Annotated in this window: 16 protein-coding genes; 6 read left to right on the top strand and 10 right to left on the bottom strand. The window is 69.6% G+C overall.

Annotated features, from left to right (window positions below):
- Positions 1 to 6: 6 nt before the first annotated feature.
- From BLU81_RS17040 to BLU81_RS17030, 3 genes are read right to left on the bottom strand one after another with little or no spacing between them, the layout of a single operon-like run.
- Positions 7 to 831 (bottom strand): carbohydrate ABC transporter permease, encoded by an 825-nt coding sequence (locus BLU81_RS17040; RefSeq protein ID WP_092545573.1) that lies wholly within the window; start codon positions 829 to 831, stop codon positions 7 to 9.
- Positions 831 to 1,709, bottom strand: a complete 879-nt coding sequence (locus tag BLU81_RS17035; protein ID WP_092545572.1) for a carbohydrate ABC transporter permease — start codon at positions 1,707 to 1,709, stop codon at positions 831 to 833. The genes BLU81_RS17040 and BLU81_RS17035 overlap by 1 nt, the downstream gene beginning before the upstream one ends.
- Before the next feature lie 51 nt (positions 1,710 to 1,760).
- Complete coding sequence (locus tag BLU81_RS17030) at positions 1,761 to 2,027, bottom strand: DUF2277 domain-containing protein (protein WP_092545571.1); 267 nt, start codon at positions 2,025 to 2,027, stop codon at positions 1,761 to 1,763.
- Positions 2,028 to 2,126: 99 nt separating this feature from the next.
- Here BLU81_RS17030 and BLU81_RS17025 point away from each other — a divergent pair, with 99 nt between their 5' ends.
- Positions 2,127 to 3,656 carry a GGDEF domain-containing protein gene (locus tag BLU81_RS17025; RefSeq protein WP_092545570.1) on the top strand — a complete coding sequence of 510 codons (1,530 nt, stop codon included), beginning with the start codon at positions 2,127 to 2,129 and terminating at the stop codon, positions 3,654 to 3,656.
- Here the strand turns inward: BLU81_RS17025 and BLU81_RS17020 are convergent.
- Positions 3,653 to 4,921, bottom strand: a complete 1,269-nt coding sequence (locus BLU81_RS17020; protein WP_092545569.1) for a DUF6114 domain-containing protein — start codon at positions 4,919 to 4,921, stop codon at positions 3,653 to 3,655. The two genes, BLU81_RS17025 and BLU81_RS17020, sit on opposite strands and share 4 nt — an antisense overlap.
- Before the next feature lie 42 nt (positions 4,922 to 4,963).
- Positions 4,964 to 5,578 carry a DUF6230 family protein gene (locus tag BLU81_RS17015; protein ID WP_092545568.1) on the bottom strand — a complete coding sequence of 205 codons (615 nt, stop codon included), beginning with the start codon at positions 5,576 to 5,578 and terminating at the stop codon, positions 4,964 to 4,966.
- Between the two features lie 343 nt (positions 5,579 to 5,921).
- On the opposite strand from BLU81_RS17015, the gene BLU81_RS17010 reads away from it, so the two are divergent.
- Positions 5,922 to 7,850, top strand: a complete 1,929-nt coding sequence (locus tag BLU81_RS17010; protein ID WP_092545567.1) for an ATP-binding protein — start codon at positions 5,922 to 5,924, stop codon at positions 7,848 to 7,850.
- 4 nt (positions 7,851 to 7,854) lie between these two features.
- Here the strand turns inward: BLU81_RS17010 and cydC are convergent, their stop codons facing one another.
- The 4 genes from cydC to BLU81_RS16990 are packed head-to-tail and all read right to left on the bottom strand — an operon-like array spanning position 7,855 to position 13,714.
- Positions 7,855 to 9,630 (bottom strand): thiol reductant ABC exporter subunit CydC, encoded by a 1,776-nt coding sequence (gene cydC / locus BLU81_RS17005; protein ID WP_157751643.1) that lies wholly within the window; start codon positions 9,628 to 9,630, stop codon positions 7,855 to 7,857.
- The gene (gene cydD, locus BLU81_RS17000; protein WP_092545566.1) at positions 9,627 to 11,297 is read right to left on the bottom strand and encodes a thiol reductant ABC exporter subunit CydD; all 1,671 of its coding nucleotides are present in this window, start codon (positions 11,295 to 11,297) and stop codon (positions 9,627 to 9,629) included. The genes cydC and cydD overlap by 4 nt, the downstream gene beginning before the upstream one ends.
- Positions 11,298 to 11,320: 23 nt before the next feature.
- Complete coding sequence (cydB, locus tag BLU81_RS16995; RefSeq protein WP_092545565.1) at positions 11,321 to 12,316, bottom strand: cytochrome d ubiquinol oxidase subunit II; 996 nt, start codon at positions 12,314 to 12,316, stop codon at positions 11,321 to 11,323.
- A 12-nt stretch (positions 12,317 to 12,328) separates the two neighbouring features.
- Positions 12,329 to 13,714: a cytochrome ubiquinol oxidase subunit I gene (locus BLU81_RS16990; RefSeq protein ID WP_092545564.1), complete on the bottom strand. Its 1,386-nt coding sequence runs from the start codon at positions 13,712 to 13,714 to the stop codon at positions 12,329 to 12,331.
- Between the two features lie 154 nt (positions 13,715 to 13,868).
- Between BLU81_RS16990 and BLU81_RS16985 the strand changes: the two genes are divergently transcribed.
- The 4 genes from BLU81_RS16985 to BLU81_RS16970 all read left to right on the top strand — a co-directional run bounded on the left by BLU81_RS16985 (position 13,869) and on the right by BLU81_RS16970 (position 19,217).
- Positions 13,869 to 14,615, top strand: coding sequence for an FAD binding domain-containing protein (locus tag BLU81_RS16985; RefSeq protein ID WP_092545563.1), 747 nt, complete (start codon positions 13,869 to 13,871; stop codon positions 14,613 to 14,615).
- Positions 14,616 to 14,663: 48 nt separating this feature from the next.
- On the top strand, positions 14,664 to 17,336 hold the full coding sequence (locus tag BLU81_RS16980) for a molybdopterin-dependent oxidoreductase (protein ID WP_092545562.1): 2,673 nt from the start codon (positions 14,664 to 14,666) through the stop codon (positions 17,334 to 17,336).
- Between the two features lie 52 nt (positions 17,337 to 17,388).
- Positions 17,389 to 18,618 carry a WD40 repeat domain-containing protein gene (locus BLU81_RS16975; protein ID WP_231954599.1) on the top strand — a complete coding sequence of 410 codons (1,230 nt, stop codon included), beginning with the start codon at positions 17,389 to 17,391 and terminating at the stop codon, positions 18,616 to 18,618.
- Positions 18,619 to 18,686: 68 nt separating this feature from the next.
- Positions 18,687 to 19,217, top strand: a complete 531-nt coding sequence (locus BLU81_RS16970; RefSeq protein WP_092545561.1) for a flavoprotein — start codon at positions 18,687 to 18,689, stop codon at positions 19,215 to 19,217.
- 7 nt (positions 19,218 to 19,224) lie between these two features.
- On the opposite strand, the gene BLU81_RS16965 is transcribed toward BLU81_RS16970, so the two are convergent.
- Positions 19,225 to 19,926 (bottom strand): hypothetical protein, encoded by a 702-nt coding sequence (locus BLU81_RS16965; RefSeq protein WP_157751642.1) that lies wholly within the window; start codon positions 19,924 to 19,926, stop codon positions 19,225 to 19,227.
- Between the last annotated feature and the right edge of the window lie 77 nt (positions 19,927 to 20,003).

Here is a 20,003-nt window from a genome sequence, read left to right as displayed (position 1 = left end):
ATGCCCTCATTTCATCCCGGTGATCGTGATCGACTTGACGATGTGCCGCTGGAACACGACGAAGAGGATCAGTAACGGACACGTGGCGAGCGTGGTGGCGGCCATCACCAGCGTCCAGTTGCCGTTGTACTGGCTCTGCAACGCCGACACCGCCACCGTCAGCACCCGCCAGCGCTCACTGCTGGTGACCACGAGCGGCCAGAGGAACTCGTTCCAGTGCGCCACCACCGTGATGATCAGCAGCGTGGCCAGGATCGGGCGGCTCAACGGCAGGATCACGTGCCGCAGCACCCGCGGATGCCCGGCGCCGTCGATGCGCGCCGCGTCCAGCAGTTCGGTGGGGATGCCGCGGAAGAACTGACGGAGCAGGAAGACCGCGTACGGGGAACCGAACAGGGTCGGCAGCACGATGCCCCAGAACGTGTCGCGCAGCCCGAGTCCGGCGACCAGCACGAACCTCGGCACGAGCGTGGCGGCCAGTGGCACCATCAGGGTGCCCAGGTACACCCAGAACAGCAGGTCGCGGCCGGGGAAGTCGAGCCGGGCGAACGCGTACGCCGCCAGCACCGAGCAGGTCAGCTGGCCGAGCACCACCAGGATCACCACCTGCACCGTGATCACCAGCGGCGGCACCAGAGTGTGATCGCCGACGACCAGTTCGGCGTAGGAGCCGCCGCTGACCGGGGACGGCGGGGCCAGCGGGGACTGGGCGGCGAACTGCTCCGGTGTCTTCAACGACGTCTGGATGCTGAGCAGGTACGGCGCGAGCGTGACGATCGCACCCAGGGTGAGCAGGAGATAGGTGACCACGTTCGCGATCCGCCGGGACATCAGCTCACCTCGTACGTCGTGCGCTTGCGGAAGTAGAGCTGCTGGCTCACCGTCACCGTGATCAACAGCAGCAGGAGCACGACCGACATGGCCGCGGCCCGGCCCATCCGGAAGTTGGTGAACGCCTCCCGGTAGATCAGTGAGGCGATGACGTCGGTGCTCCCGGACGGCCCGCCCTGGGTCATCGCGTAGACGACGTCGAAGGTCTGGAACGTGGTGACCAGACTCGTCACCAGGACGAAGAACATCGTCGGGCGCAGCAGTGGCAGCGTGATCCGGCGGAACACCTGCCAGGCACCGGCGCCGTCGATCCGGGCCGCCTCGGCGAACTGCCCGGGGATGCCGCCCAGCCCGGCCAGGAAGAACAGGGCGACGTAACCGACGTGCTGCCAGACCGTCACGGCGGCCACCGCCGGCAACGCCAGATCAGGATCGGACAGCCACTCGACACGGATCCCGGTCAGGGCGTTGACGGCACCGTCGGACGGGTCGAAGATCCACCGCCAGACGACGCCGAGAGCGAGCGGGGCACTGATCCACGGGATCACGAAGATGGTCCGGAAGACGACCGAGCCGGGCAGCCGCCGGTCCAGCAGCACCGCGGCGAGCAGCCCGAGCAGCACCTGCGCCGGGATGACGAGCGCCACGAACATGCCGGTGATCAGCATCGACTGCCAGAACGCGAGGTCGTCGAGCAGTGCCGCGTAGTTGTCCAGACCCACCCAGCGTGCCGGGCTGACCAGGTCCCACCGGTGCAGGCTGATCCCGATCACGACGATCACCGGGACGAGCAGGAACCCGATCACCCCGATCAGGCTCGGAGCGAGGAACGCGTAGCCGGTGAGTGTGCGGCGGACCGGCAATCCCTGTAGTCCCATAGAGGAACTATGATAGATCGCCGGTGTGACGGTCTGCTTTACCGTCCGTCATCACCCGTAGCGCTTCTCCGCCCGTGCCCGGGCCTTGACCGCCTCCTCCTCACGGTTACGCGGCGCGGCAGTGGTCACCAGAGCGGACAGCAACTCCGCGGTGGCCGCGGTCACCGCCGCCACCGCCTGATCGAAGGCCGCCTGGTTGGCCTGCGACGGCCGGGTCGACCCGGCGATCTTGCGGACGTACTGCAGAGCCGCCGCGTGGACCTCGTCCGGCGTCGCCGGCGGCTCGAAATTGTGCAACTGGTGGATGCTCCGGCACATCTGGTCCCCCTCGTGGCAGAAAGCAACAAGCGTAGTGCTCTCTGTGCAATACTCGGCCTTCTCGATCAAGTCCGCGGTGCTGGGAAAACCGGGGTGCGCATGCGGTTGCGGACGGCATTGCTGGCGAGCCTGGTGGTCGCCGCGGCCCTGCAAGCTCTGTACCCTTTTCTACCCCGCTGGGGCCAACTGGCGGTGTCCGACACGGTCATCGCGCTGGCCAGCGGATACGCGGCATTCCACTACCGGCGGCGGGCCGCCGATCCGGCCAACATCCGGCGGATGCGGCTCGCTTTCGGATGCGGCACCGTCGCGTGCGGGATCTGGTCACTGGGCAACGTGGTGCTGCTGATCTCGACCCTCGGCGCCGGCTCCCTCGCCGGTGTGGGCGGACTGTTGTCGACGATGGCGGCCGGGTTCGTACCCATCGCCTTGATCCTCGCCGCGCCGCGCCCGCACGGACTCGCGGCAGTCCGCCTGCTGATCGACGTCGCCGCGGTCTTCGGCGCGATGTTCGCGTTGGCCTGGGAGTTCGTGCTGTCCGGCACTCAGGTGCCCGGCGAGGTCGGCGGCGAGGGCTACCGGGTCACCATCGTCGGTCTGCTGGTGCTCGGCGCGGTGATCGCCCTGGTCACCCTGGCCTCCGCCGAACCCGGGCAGGGCGGCAGCGCACAACAGTTGCTGGCGGCGGCCGCCCTGGTCCAGGCGGTGACGCTGCTCGCCGCGACCCGCAACGACCTCGAAGGCCATCTCTGGTACGCGGACGGAGTCGGCGGCGGCTACATCCTCGGCGCCCTGGTGATGGCGGTGTCCAGCCGGCTCGCCACCTCCCGCCCCGGCGTCGAACGCGGCGGTGCGCTGGTGTTCCGGGGCTGGGCCCTGCTGCCGTACGTCCCGGTGGTCTTCGCCGTCGCGACCGCCGCCTCCCGCCAGGCCGCGACCGGGCAGCTCGATCCGGTGCTGGTCTGGACCCTGCTGGCCACGTTCTCCCTGGTGCTGATCCGGCAGTTCCTCACCCTGGCGAGCCTGGGCCGGATGACCGAGGTCCTCGAAGAACAGCGGGACACCCTCGAACACCAGGCCAGCCACGACGCGCTCACCGGACTGCTGAACCGGCCCGCCTTCGACAGCCGGGCCGCCGACATCCTGGCTGGCCCGCATCTGGGCGTGACCGCGATGGTCCTGGACCTGGACGGGTTCAAACCGGTCAACGACAGCCACGGGCATGCCGCCGGTGATGACGTGCTGGTCGTGGTGGCCCGTCGGCTCAGCGCCGAACTGCGAGCCGAGGACCTGGTCAGCCGGATCGGCGGCGACGAGTTCGCGATCCTGCTGACCGGCGTCCGCAGCAGCGAGGCCGAGGGGTCCGACGGGTCCGGCTTGCGCAGCGGTGAAGGCGACGAGGGCTGGGACGGCGACGCCGAAGAGGTGGCCAAGCGGCTGCTCCGCCGGATCAGCGAACCCATGCGCGTCCACGGCCACACCGTCACGGTCGGCGGCAGCATCGGCCTGGCCGCCGCGGACGAGGGCGGTGACCTCACCGGGCTGCTGCGCCGGGCGGACACCGCGATGTACGCCGCGAAAGCCGCGGGCAAGGGCACGGTTCGCCGGTACGAGTCCGCCGCGGCCTAGCTATTCGTCTCGACGATGTCCAGCGGTGCGGCGGTCAGGACGTCGCTGCGGACGTAGGCCAGCTGCACAGTCACGTCGGTGAACCAGAGCACCGGGAGGGTCACGGGCGGCGGCGACTCCGGGGTGAACACGACCGGGATCGTCCCGAACAGTTTGCCCTCGAACCGGGGGCTGTAGAACTCGACGTCGCCGTCCAGGATCAGCTCACCGCTGTCGATCACCGTGGTCGCGTCGCCCGGCTCGTCGATGGTGAGCTGGAACGGCTTGTTCACCACCTTGTCCATGGTGAACTTCAGCGACCGGATGGTGCCCTCGCCGGTCGGGACCTCGGCCACCCCGCCGTAGGACGACTCGTACATGGTCATCGACGCCGTCTTGACCACGCCGGGTTTCGCCCCGGCCAAGGGCAGCTCGTCATCATCGGCCAGCAGGCCGAACTGGCGTTCACCCAGGCACGGGATCTCGTCGGCTTGACTGCTCTTCCTCGGCGTTGCGCTGCTCTTCCGCGGCGCGGGGGACTGCTTCTCGACGGGTGCTTCCGCTTTATCTTTCTCGCCGCCGATGCCGATCAGGTCGCCGACACCATCCCAGAAGTCGTCGATCCCCTCCAAAATCGGATGCTCGCTCTCCGACACACTCACGCTGGGTGAAGGCGAAGTGCTGGGGGAGAGCGAGACGCTGGGGGAGAGCGAGACGCTGGGGGACGGGGAGGCCGGAACGGATGGCGGCGTCGGGGACAGGCTGGCCGGGGCCGGGGACGCGCTGGTCTCCCGGGACGGCGGGTCCGCCGGGCATTCAGCGGCCTCGGCCGGCCGATTCCCCGCGGTCACCACCCCTGCGGCGAGGAGCAACGGCGCCAGGAAGACCAGCGCTTTGTGGGGCAGCGGCTCGCCAGCCGGTTCGGCGGGCTTGTCGACCGGCTTCGCGGCGGGTGGGCTCCAGGCGATGACCAGGGCGCCGCCGACGATGCCGAGCACCATCCCGGCGATCCAGCCGCCCAGGTTGAGCCCGATGAACGAGTACAGCGCCGTGATGATCCCGACGATCCCGTAGAACAGGCGCTGCTCGGGAGAAAGCCAGGTCAACACCCCGGCGGCGATCAACATCACCGGCAGCAGGTACGAGTAGAAGCCCTGCGGCCCGACATGGATCTGAATCTCGTCCAGTTCCATGTTCGCGCTGCCGAACATCTCCAGCCCCGCCACCACCAGGAACAGCCCGCCCCAGAACGGGCGCCCGTGCCGCCAGTTGTTCTCCGCAGCCACGAATCCTCCGCTCAGAAATGACCAGACGCGTGGGTACGCGGGTCAGAAGCACTCGTGCGAGCCACCGATGTGCAGTTCGAGGTTCATGTCGTTGAGAGTGAACGTGGAAGCAGAGGTGTAGTACGCCTCCTGCCGTAGCTTCTCGATGGTCACCTTGCGGGCCTGCTGGCCGAACGAGAGTGCCGCACCGTGGGTCTCCGCGCCGTCCTGGGTGAGGGTGGCGGCGTCCAGCCCGATCTGGATGTCCTCGAACGTGGCGTCACCTCCGAGCGTGGACATGCCGATCAGCAGGTCGTCGGCGTGCACCGGATGCTCCGGGTCGTCCCCGGCCTCGATACGCAGGGTCACCGGCCCGACGGCGACCGACTGGCAGAGTCCCCACAGGTCGGCGCTTCTGATGCCGGACATGGCGGCCGGGACCGTACCGTCCGGGTGGTTCTCCTCGTCCGCGGTCCGCAGGTCCCCGCTGTACTGGGTGAATCCGGCGCCGACGAGCTTGTCGGCGGACAGTTTGAACTGTTTGCCGGACACCGTGAAGTTTGCCGCCAGAGCGCCTTCGGCCAGCGCCAGGATCAGCCCACCGGCGACGACCGTGGGCACGGCCACCGCGACGGCGAACCGGCGCCAGTCGGTGCGCCCGCTGTGCGACTCCGCCACGGAACCTCCTCAGGGATGGTTCGACCGGGCGGCCCGTCGTAACGAGAAGCGTCGATGGCTCCGGTCGTAATGTGCCGGAAATGTTGCCCGTGAAGGGGTCTGCTCACAAGAGCCTCGTCTACCCGCCGGTAACCTCGACCATGAGATCAACGTGACGTACGGTGAGTCCAACCGCTCAGCTGTCCGATATTTCGGACATTAAGCCCAGTTACCCGTTACCAGGGGTACGCAAGGTCTGATTTATTGCGGATGGATAACGAAACGAATTTGGGGCGCGGTGACTTAGGTCTCGGCCCCAACCTGCCGAACTGAGGGGCATGACCGCCCGCGAGGTTCGCCGCCGATGAGTGTGCAGCGTCGCCTCAACGTGGGTTCCCTCGCCATGCTCGGTCTCTTCATGATCCTGCTGCTGGTCCAGTTCGGTTTCGGCACCCTGCTGCGGGCGGAACAGGACACCGAGGCCGCGCGCTCCACCCGCGCCGAGATCGCCAACGACCACGTGCTCCAGGAGATGACCGACGCCGAGACCGGGGTACGCGGCTACCAGCTCACCGGCGACGTGGCCTTTCTCGAACCGTACGAGAACAGCCGTGCGGCAGTCATGGCCGCCCTCGACGACATCGGAGCGGGCAGCTCCGGCTCCAGGGTCGCCGCGCTGATCGGCCAGCAGCGCGAGGCGGTCCGGGCCTGGCTCGACACCTACGCCGTACCGATCGTCAGCGGCCGGCGTCTCGCCGTCGACGACGACGAACTCGCAGCCGAGGGCAAACAACTCTTCGACGAACTGCGCCGGGTCAACGCCGCGATGGACCAGGCCCTCGCCGCCGACCGCGCCGACATGCGTACCGCAGCCAGTGGCGACCGCCGCGAGATGGCCATCCTGGCGGCCTGCCTGGTCGTGGCGATCCTCGCGATCGGTTACAGCGTCGCCCGCACCGGCCGGCGTCAACTGCTGTTACCCCTCGGCGACCTGACCGTGACCATCCGCCGCCTGGCCGCCGGGGACCGGTCGATCCGGGCCGAACCGGCCGGCTCCACCGAACTGCGCACCGTCATCGACGCGCTCAACGAACTGGCCGCCCAGACCGAGACCCTGCTCATCGCCGAACACGCCCGCGCCGCCCGGGCCGGCCTGCGCCAGGCCGTCGCCACCGAGATGCAGGAACTCGGCGACATCGCCCACACCGGTCGCCGGATCACCGAACTCATCGGTGTCGCCGTCGGCGCTGACGCCGTGCACTGCGAACTGGTCGTCCCCGGCCGCGGCGAGATGTGCTCCGGCTGGCCCGCCGGAGCCCCCGGCCCGCCCGTCGACCGGGTCGTCGAACTGATCACCGGCAAATCCTGCGACCCGGTATGCGGCTCCGGCGGCACCGTCTGGCTGACCGTCGGCGGCGACGCCGAATGCGCCCCCGGGTACCTGCACCTCAGCCGCCCCGGCAACCCCACCTGGACCGCCGCCGAACAGCGCCTGCTCGCCGGGGTCGGCCGGGAGATCGAACGTGCCCTGCGCCAGCTCAACCTGCAGAACAACCAGGCCCGCCTGATCACCGAACTACGGATGCTCGACCAGCGCAAAGACGTCTTCATCCAGACCGTCACCCACGAACTGCGCACCCCGCTGACCAGCATCCTCGGTTACACCGAGATGATCGCCGACGAGGACGGGGGCGCGCTCACCTCGGTCCAGCAGCGCGCCCTCAACGCCATCCTGCGCAACGCCCACCGCCTGCACGACACCATCGGCGACCTGATCCTGCTCGACCGTCCCGACGGAACCGCCGTCGCCGCCGAAACCCTGGATCTGGCGGCCGTCGCGGTGACGGTCCGGGACGAGCTGGACAGCGCGGCCAAGGCCAAGAACCTGACGGTCACCTTCACCGCCGATCAGGGCTGGGTACGCGGTGTCCGCACCCAGTTGCAGCGGGCCCTGCGCAAACTGCTGGAGAACGCGATCAAGTTCACCCCCTCCGGCGGCAGCGTCACCTGCCGGATGGCGGCCGACGTCCGCAGCGTCGCGATCTCGGTCACCGACACCGGAATCGGCATCCCCGCCGAGGACGTCCCCGGCCTGTTCACCCCGTTCCATCGCGCCGGCAACGCCATGGACCAGGCAGTCCAGGGCCCCGGCCTGGGCCTGGCCATCGTCCGGGACATCGTCCGGGACCACGGCGGCACGATCTCCGTCCAGTCAGTGGTGGGCCGTGGAACCACCTTCACCCTGACCCTCCCGGCCGCTGCGGTCCCCTTGAAGTCCCCGGCCCACGTCTGACCGGTCAGCGCTGCGAACTGCCGAAAGGCATGCGGGTGACGGACAGGCCGGTGAGGTCGGTGCGGTGGGTGATCAGCAGGACGGTGCGGTCCCCGGCGGCGTCCAGCAGGTCATGAGTCAGTGCCGCCGCTGTCTCGTCGTCCAGGTGTTCGGTCGGTTCGTCGAAGATCAGTACCCGGGCGTTGCCGAGCAGCAGCCGGGCCAGCGCGAGCCGCCGCCGTTGCCCACCGGACAGTGCCATCCCGTGCTCGCCGACCAGGGTGCCGAGGCCGTCCGGCAGGGTCCGCACCCAGTCCAGCAGCCGCGCCTGCCGAAGCGCCTCATGCAGTTCGCTGTCGCCCGCCCCTGCCCGGCCGATCCGCAGGTTGTCACCGATCGTGGTGTCGAACAGGTAGCTGTCCTCCGGTAGATAGCCGACCACCCGCCGAACCTCGTCCGCCGGAATCTCCCGCAGATCTCGCCCGTCCATGGTGACCCGCCCGTCCCGCGGATCCAGGAACCGCACCAGCAGCGCCGCCACCGTGCTCTTCCCCGACCCGCTGGGCCCGACCAGCGCCACCCGCCCACCGGCAGGCAACACCAGATCAAGATCACGCAGCGCGGTACGCCCGGCCACCCACCCCGCGGTGACCCCGTCGATCCGCATCTCCGGCACGTGCCCAGCCCGGGCGCGTGGTGAGTCGGGGTGCGAATCGAACCCGAAGTCACCACGCGGATCGGCTCGCGATTCCGGCGCCTGCGGGTGGTCGGTGATCGGGTCCGGGGTCTGCCACAGTTCGGTCAGGCGCTGGAGGGAGACTCGGGCCGTGGCCCAGCGCTGGGCCGCCACCGGGAGCGGGGCGGCGATCTCGAAGACCGCCAACGGGGTCAGGACGACCAGAGCCAGGAGTTCGCCGGTCAGGGAACCGGAGCGGACGGCGACGGCGCCCGCTGTCAGGCCGGCCAGCACGGCGGCGCCGGTGCTCAGGGCGGTCACCGCGGCGCCCAGGCCGGCGGTGGCGGCGGACCGGCGGGACGTCTCGGTCAGGCGGGTGTCGACTTCGGCTAGGCGGTCGAGGCGGGCACGGGTGGCCCCGTACGCGGTCAGATCGGGCAGACCGTGCAGCAGATCGACGACGCCGGTGGAGAGTTCGGCACGCAACGGTGCCAGACGGCCGTCGGCCCGGTGCGCCGAAGCCCGCTGCATCACCGGAACACCGACGCCGACGACCAGTAGCGCCAGGGCCAGGACCAGCCCGGCGACCGGTACCAGCGCGCCCACCACCAGCACCGACGCCAGCCCGACGACACCGGCCACCGCATAGGGCAGGAACACCCGGGTCACCAGGTCGAGGACGGCGTCGACGTCGGAGGCGAGCCGCCGGGCCAGATCGGCGCGGCGGAAGTCGGCGAGCCCGGCCGGGGCCAGACGTTCCAGGCGGGTGTAGAGGCGTACCCGCACATCGGTGAGGATCTTGAAGGCCGCGTCGTGCCCGATCAGCCGTTCCAGGTAGCGCAGCACGCCCCGGCTGAGCCCGCAGGCCCGAACCGCGACGATCGCCACCATCAGGTGCAGTACCGGCGGGTGCAGGGCGGCCCGCGAGATCAGCCACGCCGAGCAGGCGGTCAGCGCCACCGCCGCTCCGGCGGCCCCGACTCCGGCGAGCACCGCGAGGCTGAGCCGTCCCACCGCCGGCCGGATCAGCGACCAGGCACTCAGCCCACGTCCCGCACCGAACGAGGAGGAAGAGAACGAACCGGAGGGCGCCGGGCCCGGGATGGGGAGGGAGGCGGATGTCATGCCGGCACCAGGTTTTCGGTCAGGAGGATGACTCGGTCGGCGAGGGCGATCAGTTCCGGACGGTGGGCGGCGATCAGGACCGTGCGGCCGGCGGACAGACAGCGGATCGCGGCCATCACCGAGGCGGCGGTTTCGGTGTCGAGGTTGGCGGTGGGCTCGTCGAGCAGCACGATCGGCGCGTCCCGCAGGAAGGCCCGGGCCAGGGCGATCCGCTGCCGCTGACCGGCGGACAGTCCGGTGCCGTCGTCGCCGAGCAGGGTCGAGTAGCTTTCCGGCAGTTCGCGGATGAACCCGTCGGCTCCGGCCGCTCGCGCTGCCGCGACGACGTCGGTGGAAGGGGCCGGTGCGGTCAGGGCGATGTTGTCGTAGACCGAGGACGCGAACAGGTGCGGCCGTTGCGGCACCCATGCCAGGTGGCGGCGCCATGCTTCGGGATCAAGGTCCGGGAGCGGTACGCCACCGACTGTCACGCGTCCCGCCGTCGGGTTCACGAAGCCCAGCAGCACGTTCAGCGCGGTGGACTTCCCGCAGCCGGACGGGCCGGTGAGCGCGACGATTGTACCCGGTTCGATGGTGGCGTCGAGTCGCAGCGCGGTTCCGGACCGGCCGGGGAACCGCACCTCGACGCCGTCGAACACGATGTCCCCGGCCGGTGGCGCGAGTCTCCCGGAGACCGGCAACGGCGTCTCCAGCACGGCGAACACCTCTTCGGCCGCGGCCAGCCCTTCGGCGCTGGCGTGGAAGTTGGCGCCCACCTCCCGCAGCGGCCGGTACGCCTCGGGCGCGAGGATCAGCACGAGCAGCGCGGTGCCCAGGTCGAGATTGCCGGCGACGAGCCGCAGCCCGATGCCGACGGCGACGAGCGCGACCGAGAGGGTGGCTAACAGTTCCAGGACCAGTGACGACAGAAAAGCGGTGCGCAGCGTACGCATGGTGTGGCGGCGCTGGTCCTCGCTGATCCGGCGGATGATCCCGGCCTGGGCGCGGGCCCGACCGAAGAGTTTGAGCGTCGGCAGCCCGGCGATCACGTCGAGGAAGTGGTGCGACAGCCGGGCGAGGAGCCGGAACTGTCGCCGGTTCTGCGCCTCGGTGTGCATCCCGACGAGTGCCATGAACAGCGGGATCAGCGGCAACGTCACCGCGATGGTCCCGGTGGCGATCAGGTCGGCGGGCAGCAGCCGGGTCAGCAGAATCCCCGGCACCAGCACCGCGAGCACAAGCTGCGGCAGGTATTTCGCGAAGTAGGCGTCGAGCGCGTCGAGCCCGTTCCCGGCGAGCGCGGCGACCACACCGGCCGGTGCGGAACCGGCCCCAGCGGAACCGGCCGGGCCGAGCGCGGTGACGTGGTCGAGGAGCCGGTTGCGGAGCTGGCTCTTGACCGCGGCGGCCGAGCGGACCGCCGCGATCTCCTGCAGCCACGCCACCGCGGCCTTGGCAGCGATGACCGCGGCCAGTGCCACCAGCACCGGTACGGTGAAGCCGAGGACCCCGGTCGTCAGATCGCCGATGCCGGAACCGTCGAGGAAGACCGCGGTGACGGCGTCCGCGAGCAGGACCGCCTGCGCGATCAGCAGCACGGCGTGGATCACGCCGAGGACGACGGTCGCCACGAGATAGGTCCGGGTGGCGCGGGCGTACCTGAGGAGCCGGGGGTCCAGCGGCTTCATCGGAGTCCTTTGCAGAAAGGGGGTCAGGCCGGGATGTCGCTGAGCTTGAGGCGCTTGCGGAACACCCAGTAGGTCCAGCCCTGGTAGATCAGCACGATCGGGGTGAACGCGACGGCCACCCAGGTCATGACCTTCAGCGTGTACGGGGTGGACGACGCGTTGAGGACGGTCAGGTTGTTCGCGGCGTCCAGCGACGACGGCATGACGTTCGGGAACAGGGTGATGAACAGGGCCGCGACCGCGAACAGGATGGTCGCGCCGGTGGCGGTGAACGCCCAGCCCTCACGCCGGATCCGGGTCAGCCACACCGCGCCGAGCAGGGCGGCCGCCGCCAGAACGGACAGGGCGATGCCCCAGCCGTCGAGGTTGACGAGACCGGTCCAGAGCAGGAAGCCGGCCGCGATCGGCACGGCCACCAGGGCCAGCCTGGCGGCCAGCCTTCCGGCTTCGGCACGCATCGGGCCATCGGTCTTCAGCGCCAGGAACACCGCGCCGTGCAGGGTGAACAGGGCCAGCGTGGTCAGGCCACCGAGCAGCGCGTACGGGTTGAGCAGGTTGACGAAGCCGCCCACGTACTCGTGCCGGCCGTCGATCGGCACGCCGCGCAGGATGTTGCCGAACGCCACGCCCCAGAGGATCGCCGGGACCAGGCTGCCCCAGAAGATGCACAGGTCCCAGCCCTGCTTCCAGCGTGCCCCGTCGCGTTTGTGGCGGTATTCGAAGGCGACCCCGCGGACGATCAGCGCGACCAGGATGAGCAGCAGCGGCAGGTAGAACCCGGAGAACAGGGTGGCGTACCACTCGGGGAAGGCGGCGAACGTGGCGCCACCGGCGACGAGCAGCCACACCTCGTTGCCGTCCCAGACCGGGCCGATGGTGTTGATGGCGAGCCGCCGGGACCGGTCGTCCCGGCCGAGCACCGGCAGCAGGATGCCGACACCGAAGTCGAAGCCCTCGAGGAGGAAGTAGCCGGCCCAGAGGACGCCGATCAGAATGAACCAGACGGTGGTGAGTTCCATGTCTCCGGGTCCTCAGTAAGCGAACGCGAGCGGTTTGTCGGCGTCGTGTTCGGCGGGCGGCTCGATCTCCGGTGCCCCCGCCTTGGCGTATTTGATGATCAGCGCGAACTCGACGACCGCGAGCACCCCGTAGACCAGGGTGAGCACGATCAGGCTGGTCGCGGCCTCGGCCGTGGACACCGACGGCGAACCGGAGTCGGCGGTCTTGAACAGCCCGAACACACTCCACGGCTGCCGGCCCATCTCGGTGAAGATCCAGCCGAACGCGTTGGCCAGCAGCGGCATCGCGACGGTGCTGCCCGCCGCGATCCAGAGCCAGCGTGACGCCGGCCGCCGTTCGCCGCGGGTGAACCAGAGCGCCGCGGCCGCGATCACCATGGCGAGCACTCCGAAACCGATCATCAGCCGGAACGACCAGTACGCGACCGGCACGTTGGGCACGTAGTCACCGGGACCGTATCTGTCCACGTACTCCGCCTGAAGGTCGTTGATCCCCTCGACCTCCCCGGACGGATCCCCGGTCGCCATGAAGGACAACAGTGACGGGATGCGGACCGAGTAGAGCTCCTCGGAGCCGTCCAGCGAACCGATCGTGAACAGCGAGAACGAGGCGGAGGAGGTGTTGTCGTAGAGCGCTTCGGCGGAGGCCATCTTCATCGGTTGCTGCTCGGTCATCACCCGGGCCTGAACGTCACCGGTGATCATTACGCCGAGCCCGGCGACCAGCACCACCCAGGCGCCGAGCCGCAACGACGGCCGGAACACGTCGTCCTGACTGCCTCGCTTGAGATGCCAGGCGCTCACTGCGATCAGCAGCGCTCCGGCGGTGAGGAAACAGGCGGTGATGGTGTGCGGGAAGGTGACCAGGGTGGTGGAGTTGGTGAGTACCGCCCAGATGCTCGTCAGTTCGGCCCGGCCGTCGCCCATGGTCCAGCCGACCGGGTGCTGCATCCACGAGTTCGCGGCCAGGATGAAGTAGGCCGACAGCAGGGTGCCGGTCGCCGCGATCCAGATCGTCGCCAGGTGCACCCGCCGGGGCAGCTTGTCCCAGCCGAAGATCCACAGGCCGAGGAACGTCGACTCCAGGAAGAAGGCGAGCAGGCCCTCGATGGCCAGTGGCGCGCCGAAGATGTCGCCGACGAAGCGGGAGTACGACGACCAGTTCATGCCGAACTGGAACTCCTGCACGATGCCGGTCACGACACCGATCGCGAAGTTGATCAGAAAGAGCTTTCCCCAGAATTTGGTGGCCCGGAGATATCTTTCTTTTCCGGTGCGTACCCACGCGGTCTGGATACCCGCGACCAGGAAAGAGAGCCCGATCGTTATCGGAACGAAGATGTAGTGATACACGGTGATGATGCCGAACTGCCACCGCGAGATATCGAGCGCGTCCACCGCTGTCCTTTCCCCATTGTCGATGCCCACTCTTGACCAGGCACTTCACCCGTGATCAGGGCCGAAAGTCCCGAGCGGGAGGAACGGACGGCAGGTTCCGCCGGGCCTTTGAAGATCGCGGGGATCGGAAACATGGGTCGCGTAGCGTGCTTATGTGGATCTGCACACCGTCACAGAAGTGATCAGCCCCGCCGCGCCCGGCCAGTGGCGTCCCGGTGACGCCTGGATGGGCGGCGGCACCGCGCTGTTCGGCGAGCCACACCCGCACCTCACCCGGCTGCTCGACCTGGCGGCGGCGGGCTGGCCTGCGCTCACCGTCCGTGACGATCATGTCGAGGTTGCGGCCACCTGCACGATCGCCGAGCTGGCCGAGGGCCTCGGGCGGTACCCGATCGTGCTCCAGTGCTGCCACGCGTTCCTGGCCTCGTTCAAGATCTGGAACGTCGCCACCGTCGGCGGCAACCTCTGCGCGGCGCTGCCAGCCGGTCCGATGATCTCGCTGAGCGTGGCACTCGGCGGGACGTGTGTGCTGATCGGGCCGGATGGGAGTGAGCGCCGGGTGCCGGCCGCCGAGTTCGTGACCGGGGAGGGGACGACGGTGCTGCGCGACGGCGAGTTCCTGCGCGCGATCCGGTTGCCCCTGGACGCGCTCAGCGCTCATACCGCGTACCGCCGCGGCTCTCTGTTCCGTCATGGGAGATCGGCGGTGCTGGTGATCGGACGGGTCGAGCCGGACGGTGCGGTGTCACTGACAGTGACGGCTGCTACCAAAAAGCCGCATGTCGTGAAAGATCTGGACCAATTATCTGATTGGGTCGACGACGTGCACGGCAGTCCCGCCTGGCGGAGACACCTCACCCACCTCTACGCGGCGCAGATCAGGGCTGAACTCGCGGCCTGAAAACGGTACTTCCGGCTGCACCCGGCGGCCGGCAGGAAGGCAAACCGCATGACCATCGAGATCAACGGAACACCGCACGACCGTACGCCCCGGCCCGGCCAGTGCCTGCGCACCTACCTACGGGAAGAGGGCTGCTTCGGGGTCAAGAAGGGCTGCGACGCGGGCGACTGCGGGGCCTGCACGGTGCACGTCGACGGCACGCCGGTGCACTCCTGCGTCTACCCGGCGTTCCGGGCGCAGGGCCACGCCGTCACCACCATCGAGGGCCTCGCCCCGGCCGGCGGCGGACTGCACCCGGTCCAGCAGGGTTTCCTCGACGCGCAGGGCTTCCAGTGCGGGTTCTGCACCGCGGGCATGATCATGACGACGGCGGCGCTCACCGACACCCAGCGCGAGGACCTGCCGAGATCCCTCAAGGGCAACCTCTGCCGGTGTACGGGGTATCGCGCGATCACCGACGCGATCGAGGGCCGTCCGGCGGCCGGGTGCGCGCGCGGTGCCAACGCCGTCGGGTCGAACCTCGGGGCGCCCGCAGGGCCACAGGTCGTCACCGGGACCGCCCGCTACACGTTCGACATCGACGTACCCGGCCTGCTGCACCTGAAAGTGCTGCGGTCGCCGCACGCGCACGCCCGGATCCTGGACATCGACATCACCGGCGCGCTCGCGGTGCCCGGGGTGGAGGCGGTGCTCACCCACAAGGACGTGCCCGACCGGCTGTTCTCCACCGGGCAGCACGAGAACGAGGCCGAGGATCCCTACGACACCCGGGTCCTCGACGAGGTGCTGCGGTTCACGGGTCAGCGCGTCGCCGCGGTGGTCGCCGTCTCCGAGGCGGCGGCGGAGGAAGGGGTGCGACAACTGCGGGTGTCGTACGACGTACTCCCGGCTGTCCTTGATCCGGCTCTTGCCCTGCTGCCCGGGGCGCCGCTGGTGCACGGGGACAAGGGGATCGAACAGGGGATCGCGCGCGCCGACGCCAACGTGGTGGGGGAGTCGCACGCGTCGATCGGTGACGTCGAAGCGGGATTCGCGGCCGCGGACGCGGTCTACGAGGCGACGTTCCGGACCCCGCGCGTGCAGCACGCGAGTCTGGAGACGCACGGTGCCGTCGGGTGGCTCGACGACGACGATCGGCTGGTCATCCGGTCGAGCACGCAGACGCCGTTCCTGACCCGGCGGGCCGTCGCCCGGCTCGTCGGCTTCCCGCTCGACAAGGTGCGCGTGATCGCCGGGCGGGTGGGCGGCGGGTTCGGGGGCAAGCAGGAGATGCTGGTCGAGGACCTGGTCTCGCTCGCGGTGCTGCGGACCGGGCGGCCGGTGAAATGGGAGTACACCCGGGCCGAACAGTTCTACGGCGCCACCACCCGGCATCCGTTCGAGGTGACGGTCAAGGCGGGGGCGCTCCTCGACGGCACGATCACGGCTCTGCAGTTGAAGGTGCTGGTAAACACGGGTGCCTACGGAAATCACGGGCCCTCGGTGATGCACCACGGTTGCCATGAGACGGTCGCCGTCTACAAGTGCGGAAACATCCGGACCGACGCTCATGCGGTGTACACCCACACCGTGCCCGCCGGAGCCTTCCGTGGTTACGGGCTCGGGCAGGTCACGTTCGCCGTCGAGCAGACCCTCGACGAGGTGGCCCGGATGATCGGCATGGACCCGGTCACCTTCCGGGAGATCAACGTGGTCCGCCCCGGTGACGACCTGACCGCGCCCGGCGGCCACACCCCCGACCTGGGGATCGCCAGTTACGGCCTCGACCAGTGCCTCGACCGGATGCGCGAGGCCGCCGCCACCGTCGACGAGGCCCCGCCCGGCTGGCTCGTCGGCCAAGGTCTGGCCATTGCGATGATCGCGGCCGGCCCGCCCGGTGGCCACTACGCCGACGCGAGTGTCACGCTGCTTGCCGACGGCCGGTACGAACTCGCCGTCGGCACCGCCGAATTCGGCAACGGCAGCACCACCGTGCACGCCCAGATCGTCGCCGACGAACTCCACACCACCCCCGACCGGATCGTCATCCGGCAGTCCGACACCGACGTGGTCCGGCACGACACCGGCGCGTTCGCGTCCACCGGAGTCGTCGTCGCCGGTAAAGCGGTGCTGTCGGCGGCCCGCTCGCTGCGCGCCCAGTTGCTCACCCTCGCCGACCGCACTCCCGCCGAGAGTCACCACCTCACCGCCTCCGGGATCGGCTCGATTCCGCTGACCGGCCTGGTCGTCAAAGCGGGCGGCCCGGTCACCGCGCACGGCCACTTCGACGGCACGCCCCGGTCGGTCGCGTTCAACGCCCAGTTCTTCCGGGTGGCCGTCGACCCCGGTACCGGTGAGCTGCGTATTCTCCGGTCCGTGCACAGTGCCGACGCGGGCACCGTGATGAACCCGGCGCAACTGCGCGGTCAGATCGAGGGCGGTGTCGCTCAGGCCCTGGGCGCGACCCTGGCCGAACACGTGGACATCGACGAGTCCGGCCAGGTGACGACTGCCGCGTTCCGGCAGTACCACCTGCCCACGTTCGCCGACGTCCCGTTCACCGAGGTCCACTTCGCGCAGACCAACGATGCGATCGGACCGCTGGGCGCCAAGTCGATGAGCGAATCGCCGTACAACCCGGTCTCGCCGGCCCTGGGCAACGCCCTCCGTGACGCTCTCGGCCTCCGCTTGACCGACCTGCCCTACACCGCCGACCGGATCTGGCAGGCCTTGCAGGAGTGACAATGCGGCAAAAAGTGTAAAAAGCGCTGGAAATGGTCGTTACGGTGCGATCGTGGCTACCAACAGAGAGCGCAAAGACGCCGGGTTCCGCACCGGAGGGGCCGTCGTCGTGGCCCTGATCGGGCTGCTCGGGCTCACCACCGCGCCGGCCGTCGCGCAACCCGCCCGGAAGTCGCAGCACGGGACCGTCGTCCCTGACGCACGGCCCCGTGCTGTCGTGCCCGACGCACGGCCCCGTGCTGTCGTGCCCGACGCACGGCCCCGTGCTGTCGTGCCCGGTGTGAACGGTCGTATCGCGCTGCGCCCGGACGGGAAAGTGTTCGCCACCGTCAGCGATTCGACGGTGTGGCAGTGGAGCACGGCCACCGGCCGCCGCGCCGGCGAACCGCTCACCGGGGTCACCGGCGCGGTCAACTCCCTGGAATTCAGCGCGGACGGCAGACTGCTGGCCGTCGCCGGTGACAGCGGGGTGGCGCTGTGGGATCCGGTCACCGGCAAGCGGTCCGCAATGCTGCTGACCGGCCATGTCGGGCCGGTGCGCTCGGTGGCGTTCAGTGCGAACGGCCAGTTGATGGCCACCGCCGGTGACGACGGCACGGCCCGGCTGTGGGAACCCGCCACCGGGCGCCTGGTGCACACGCTGACCGGTCACGCCGGTGCGGTGCAGTCGGTCGCCTTCAGCCGGGACGGCAAACGCCTCGTGACCGCGGGTGTCGACAACACGGTACGACTGTGGCTGGCCGCCACCGGCCGGCCCATCGCCGAAGCGCTGACCGTGAACCCCGGCCCGGTGTACGCGACCAGCTTCAGCCCCGACGGCAAACTGCTGGCCGCGTCCGGCGGCGGCAATGTGGTGCGGCTCTGGAACCCGGCGACCGGCGAACCCGCGGGCGAACCGATCACCAGCAGGTCCGGGCCGGTGTACGCGCTCACCTTCAGCCTCGGCAAGAAGCTCCTCGCCACCTCCTCCGGTGGGGACAACACCGTTCAGGTGTGGAACACCACGACCCGCCGGGCGGTGACCGCGCCACTCGCCGGTCACACCGGGCCGGTGCGTGCCCTGCGGTTCGTCCGCGGCGGAAATCTGCTGGCCACCGGCAGCGACGACGGAACCGTGCGGGTGTGGAACACGGCTACCGGAAGCCTCGTCGGTTCGCCGCTGACCGGGCACGAGGGGCCGGTCTGGGCGGTGCGGATCATCCCCGGCGGCAAACGCGTGGTCACCGCGGGCGCCGACGGCAAGGTGCGGCTGTGGCGCATCACCGGCAAGCCCGCTGCCTGACCCGCCGATCCGGGCGTCCGGCCGCCCGGCGCTTCGGGGATCGCCGTTGATCGTGATATGCCAGAACCATGATCGTCGGGAACGGTGTGCTCTACGTGCTCGTCTGTGCGTCCGGCGCCGCCGGTCACGTGGGGCGGCTGGTCACTCTGGCGCAGACCGCCGGTTGGACGGTGCAGGTGGTGGCCACCCCGTCGGCACTCGCCTTCATCGACCAGGAGGCCCTGGCGTCACAGACCGGCCGCCCGGTACGCAGCCGCTACCGGGCGCCGACTGATCCCCGGCCGCCCCGCCCGGACGCCATCGTGCTGGCCCCGGCGACGTACAACACGATCAACAAGTTCGCCCTGGGCGTCGCGGACACCTACGTGCTGGGCCTGCTCGCCGAAGCACCCGGCCTGGGTATCCCGGTGGTGGTGCTGCCGTACGTCAACCGCGCGCTGGCGTCCCGCCTGCCGTTCCGCCGCAGCGTCGACCAGTTGCGCGCCGAGGGCGTGACGGTCCTGTTCGGCCCCGGCCAGTGGGAACCCCACGACACCGCCGACGGTGCCGAGGCCATCGAGGCTTTCCCCTGGGAGTCGGCCCTGCACGCGCTTGCTTGAGCGCGGTTCAGGGGGCCCTGACTTCCGAGGCCGGGGGCGCGGCGAGGGCGACCGGGGTGCCGAAGTCCGAATACGTGACGCTGGATGTGGCGGAGAGGCCGGCCGGCGGGATGAACTGGTACTCGACGAGCCGTCCAGCAGCGTCGATGTCCGCCTCGAACGGGAAGCGCGTGTCCTTCCCGGCGAGTGCCGTGGGATCGCCGCCGAGCTGCTCAGCCACCTTCACCATGTCGATGACGCCGCTGATGGTGTCGTCGTCGGCCCATCGCACTTCGGTGGCGCTCGAGAGGCTCTGGTTCAGAGTTGCCGGTTCGAACGCGGCGGCCCCACCGCCTTCCGCCGTCGCGTTGACCCACTTCGTGCCGTCGGTTCCGGGTTCTCCCGTCGACTCGGTGGTGGCGACCAGCACATAGTTCACGCCGTCGACTTTGCGGATGGTGAGGGTGCCCTGGGGACTCGTCATCACGGTCTCCGAGTCCTGACTCCGCGGATCCACGACGCCGGTGACGCTGACGCCGTTGTTCAGCGTCGTGGCGAACCGGTAGGACGCGCTCTCCAGTGCTGCCCGCGCCTGTACCAACGCGACAGCCGCGTCCACCGGGCTGGGGCTCGCACTCGCCGTCACTCCGCCGGCATCACTTGGACCCGCACCGGCGCAACCACCCACCGCCAGCAACATCATGGCGCCACCGACAGTCCGCTTCCGCATGCGTGCCTTTCCGCAAGATCCCCGAGCGCGCTACCTTAACCAAGATCATTGACCGGCGCCATCGGGGTCTCGGAGTC

The organism is Actinoplanes derwentensis (assembly GCF_900104725.1).
Lineage (GTDB): Bacteria > Actinomycetota > Actinomycetes > Mycobacteriales > Micromonosporaceae > Actinoplanes > Actinoplanes derwentensis.
The sequence above is the reverse complement of the archived record's forward strand: the minus strand, read 5'-3'. Positions and strand labels throughout refer to the sequence as shown.

What these genes read in the sequence shown, in the direction of transcription:
- cydD (WP_092545566.1), bottom strand. Translation starts at nt 11,297, where the DNA reads ATGAAGCCGCTGGACCCCCGGCTCCTCAGGTACGCCCGCGCCACCCGG.
- BLU81_RS17025 (WP_092545570.1), top strand. Translation starts at nt 2,127, where the DNA reads ATGCGGTTGCGGACGGCATTGCTGGCGAGCCTGGTGGTCGCCGCGGCC.
- cydC (WP_157751643.1), bottom strand. Translation starts at nt 9,630, where the DNA reads ATGACATCCGCCTCCCTCCCCATCCCGGGCCCGGCGCCCTCCGGTTCG.
- BLU81_RS16980 (WP_092545562.1), top strand. Translation starts at nt 14,664, where the DNA reads ATGACCATCGAGATCAACGGAACACCGCACGACCGTACGCCCCGGCCC.
- BLU81_RS17010 (WP_092545567.1), top strand. Translation starts at nt 5,922, where the DNA reads ATGAGTGTGCAGCGTCGCCTCAACGTGGGTTCCCTCGCCATGCTCGGT.
- BLU81_RS16970 (WP_092545561.1), top strand. Translation starts at nt 18,687, where the DNA reads ATGATCGTCGGGAACGGTGTGCTCTACGTGCTCGTCTGTGCGTCCGGC.
- BLU81_RS17035 (WP_092545572.1), bottom strand. Translation starts at nt 1,709, where the DNA reads ATGGGACTACAGGGATTGCCGGTCCGCCGCACACTCACCGGCTACGCG.
- BLU81_RS17030 (WP_092545571.1), bottom strand. Translation starts at nt 2,027, where the DNA reads ATGTGCCGGAGCATCCACCAGTTGCACAATTTCGAGCCGCCGGCGACG.
- BLU81_RS16965 (WP_157751642.1), bottom strand. Translation starts at nt 19,926, where the DNA reads ATGCGGAAGCGGACTGTCGGTGGCGCCATGATGTTGCTGGCGGTGGGT.
- cydB (WP_092545565.1), bottom strand. Translation starts at nt 12,316, where the DNA reads ATGGAACTCACCACCGTCTGGTTCATTCTGATCGGCGTCCTCTGGGCC.
- BLU81_RS17040 (WP_092545573.1), bottom strand. Translation starts at nt 831, where the DNA reads ATGTCCCGGCGGATCGCGAACGTGGTCACCTATCTCCTGCTCACCCTG.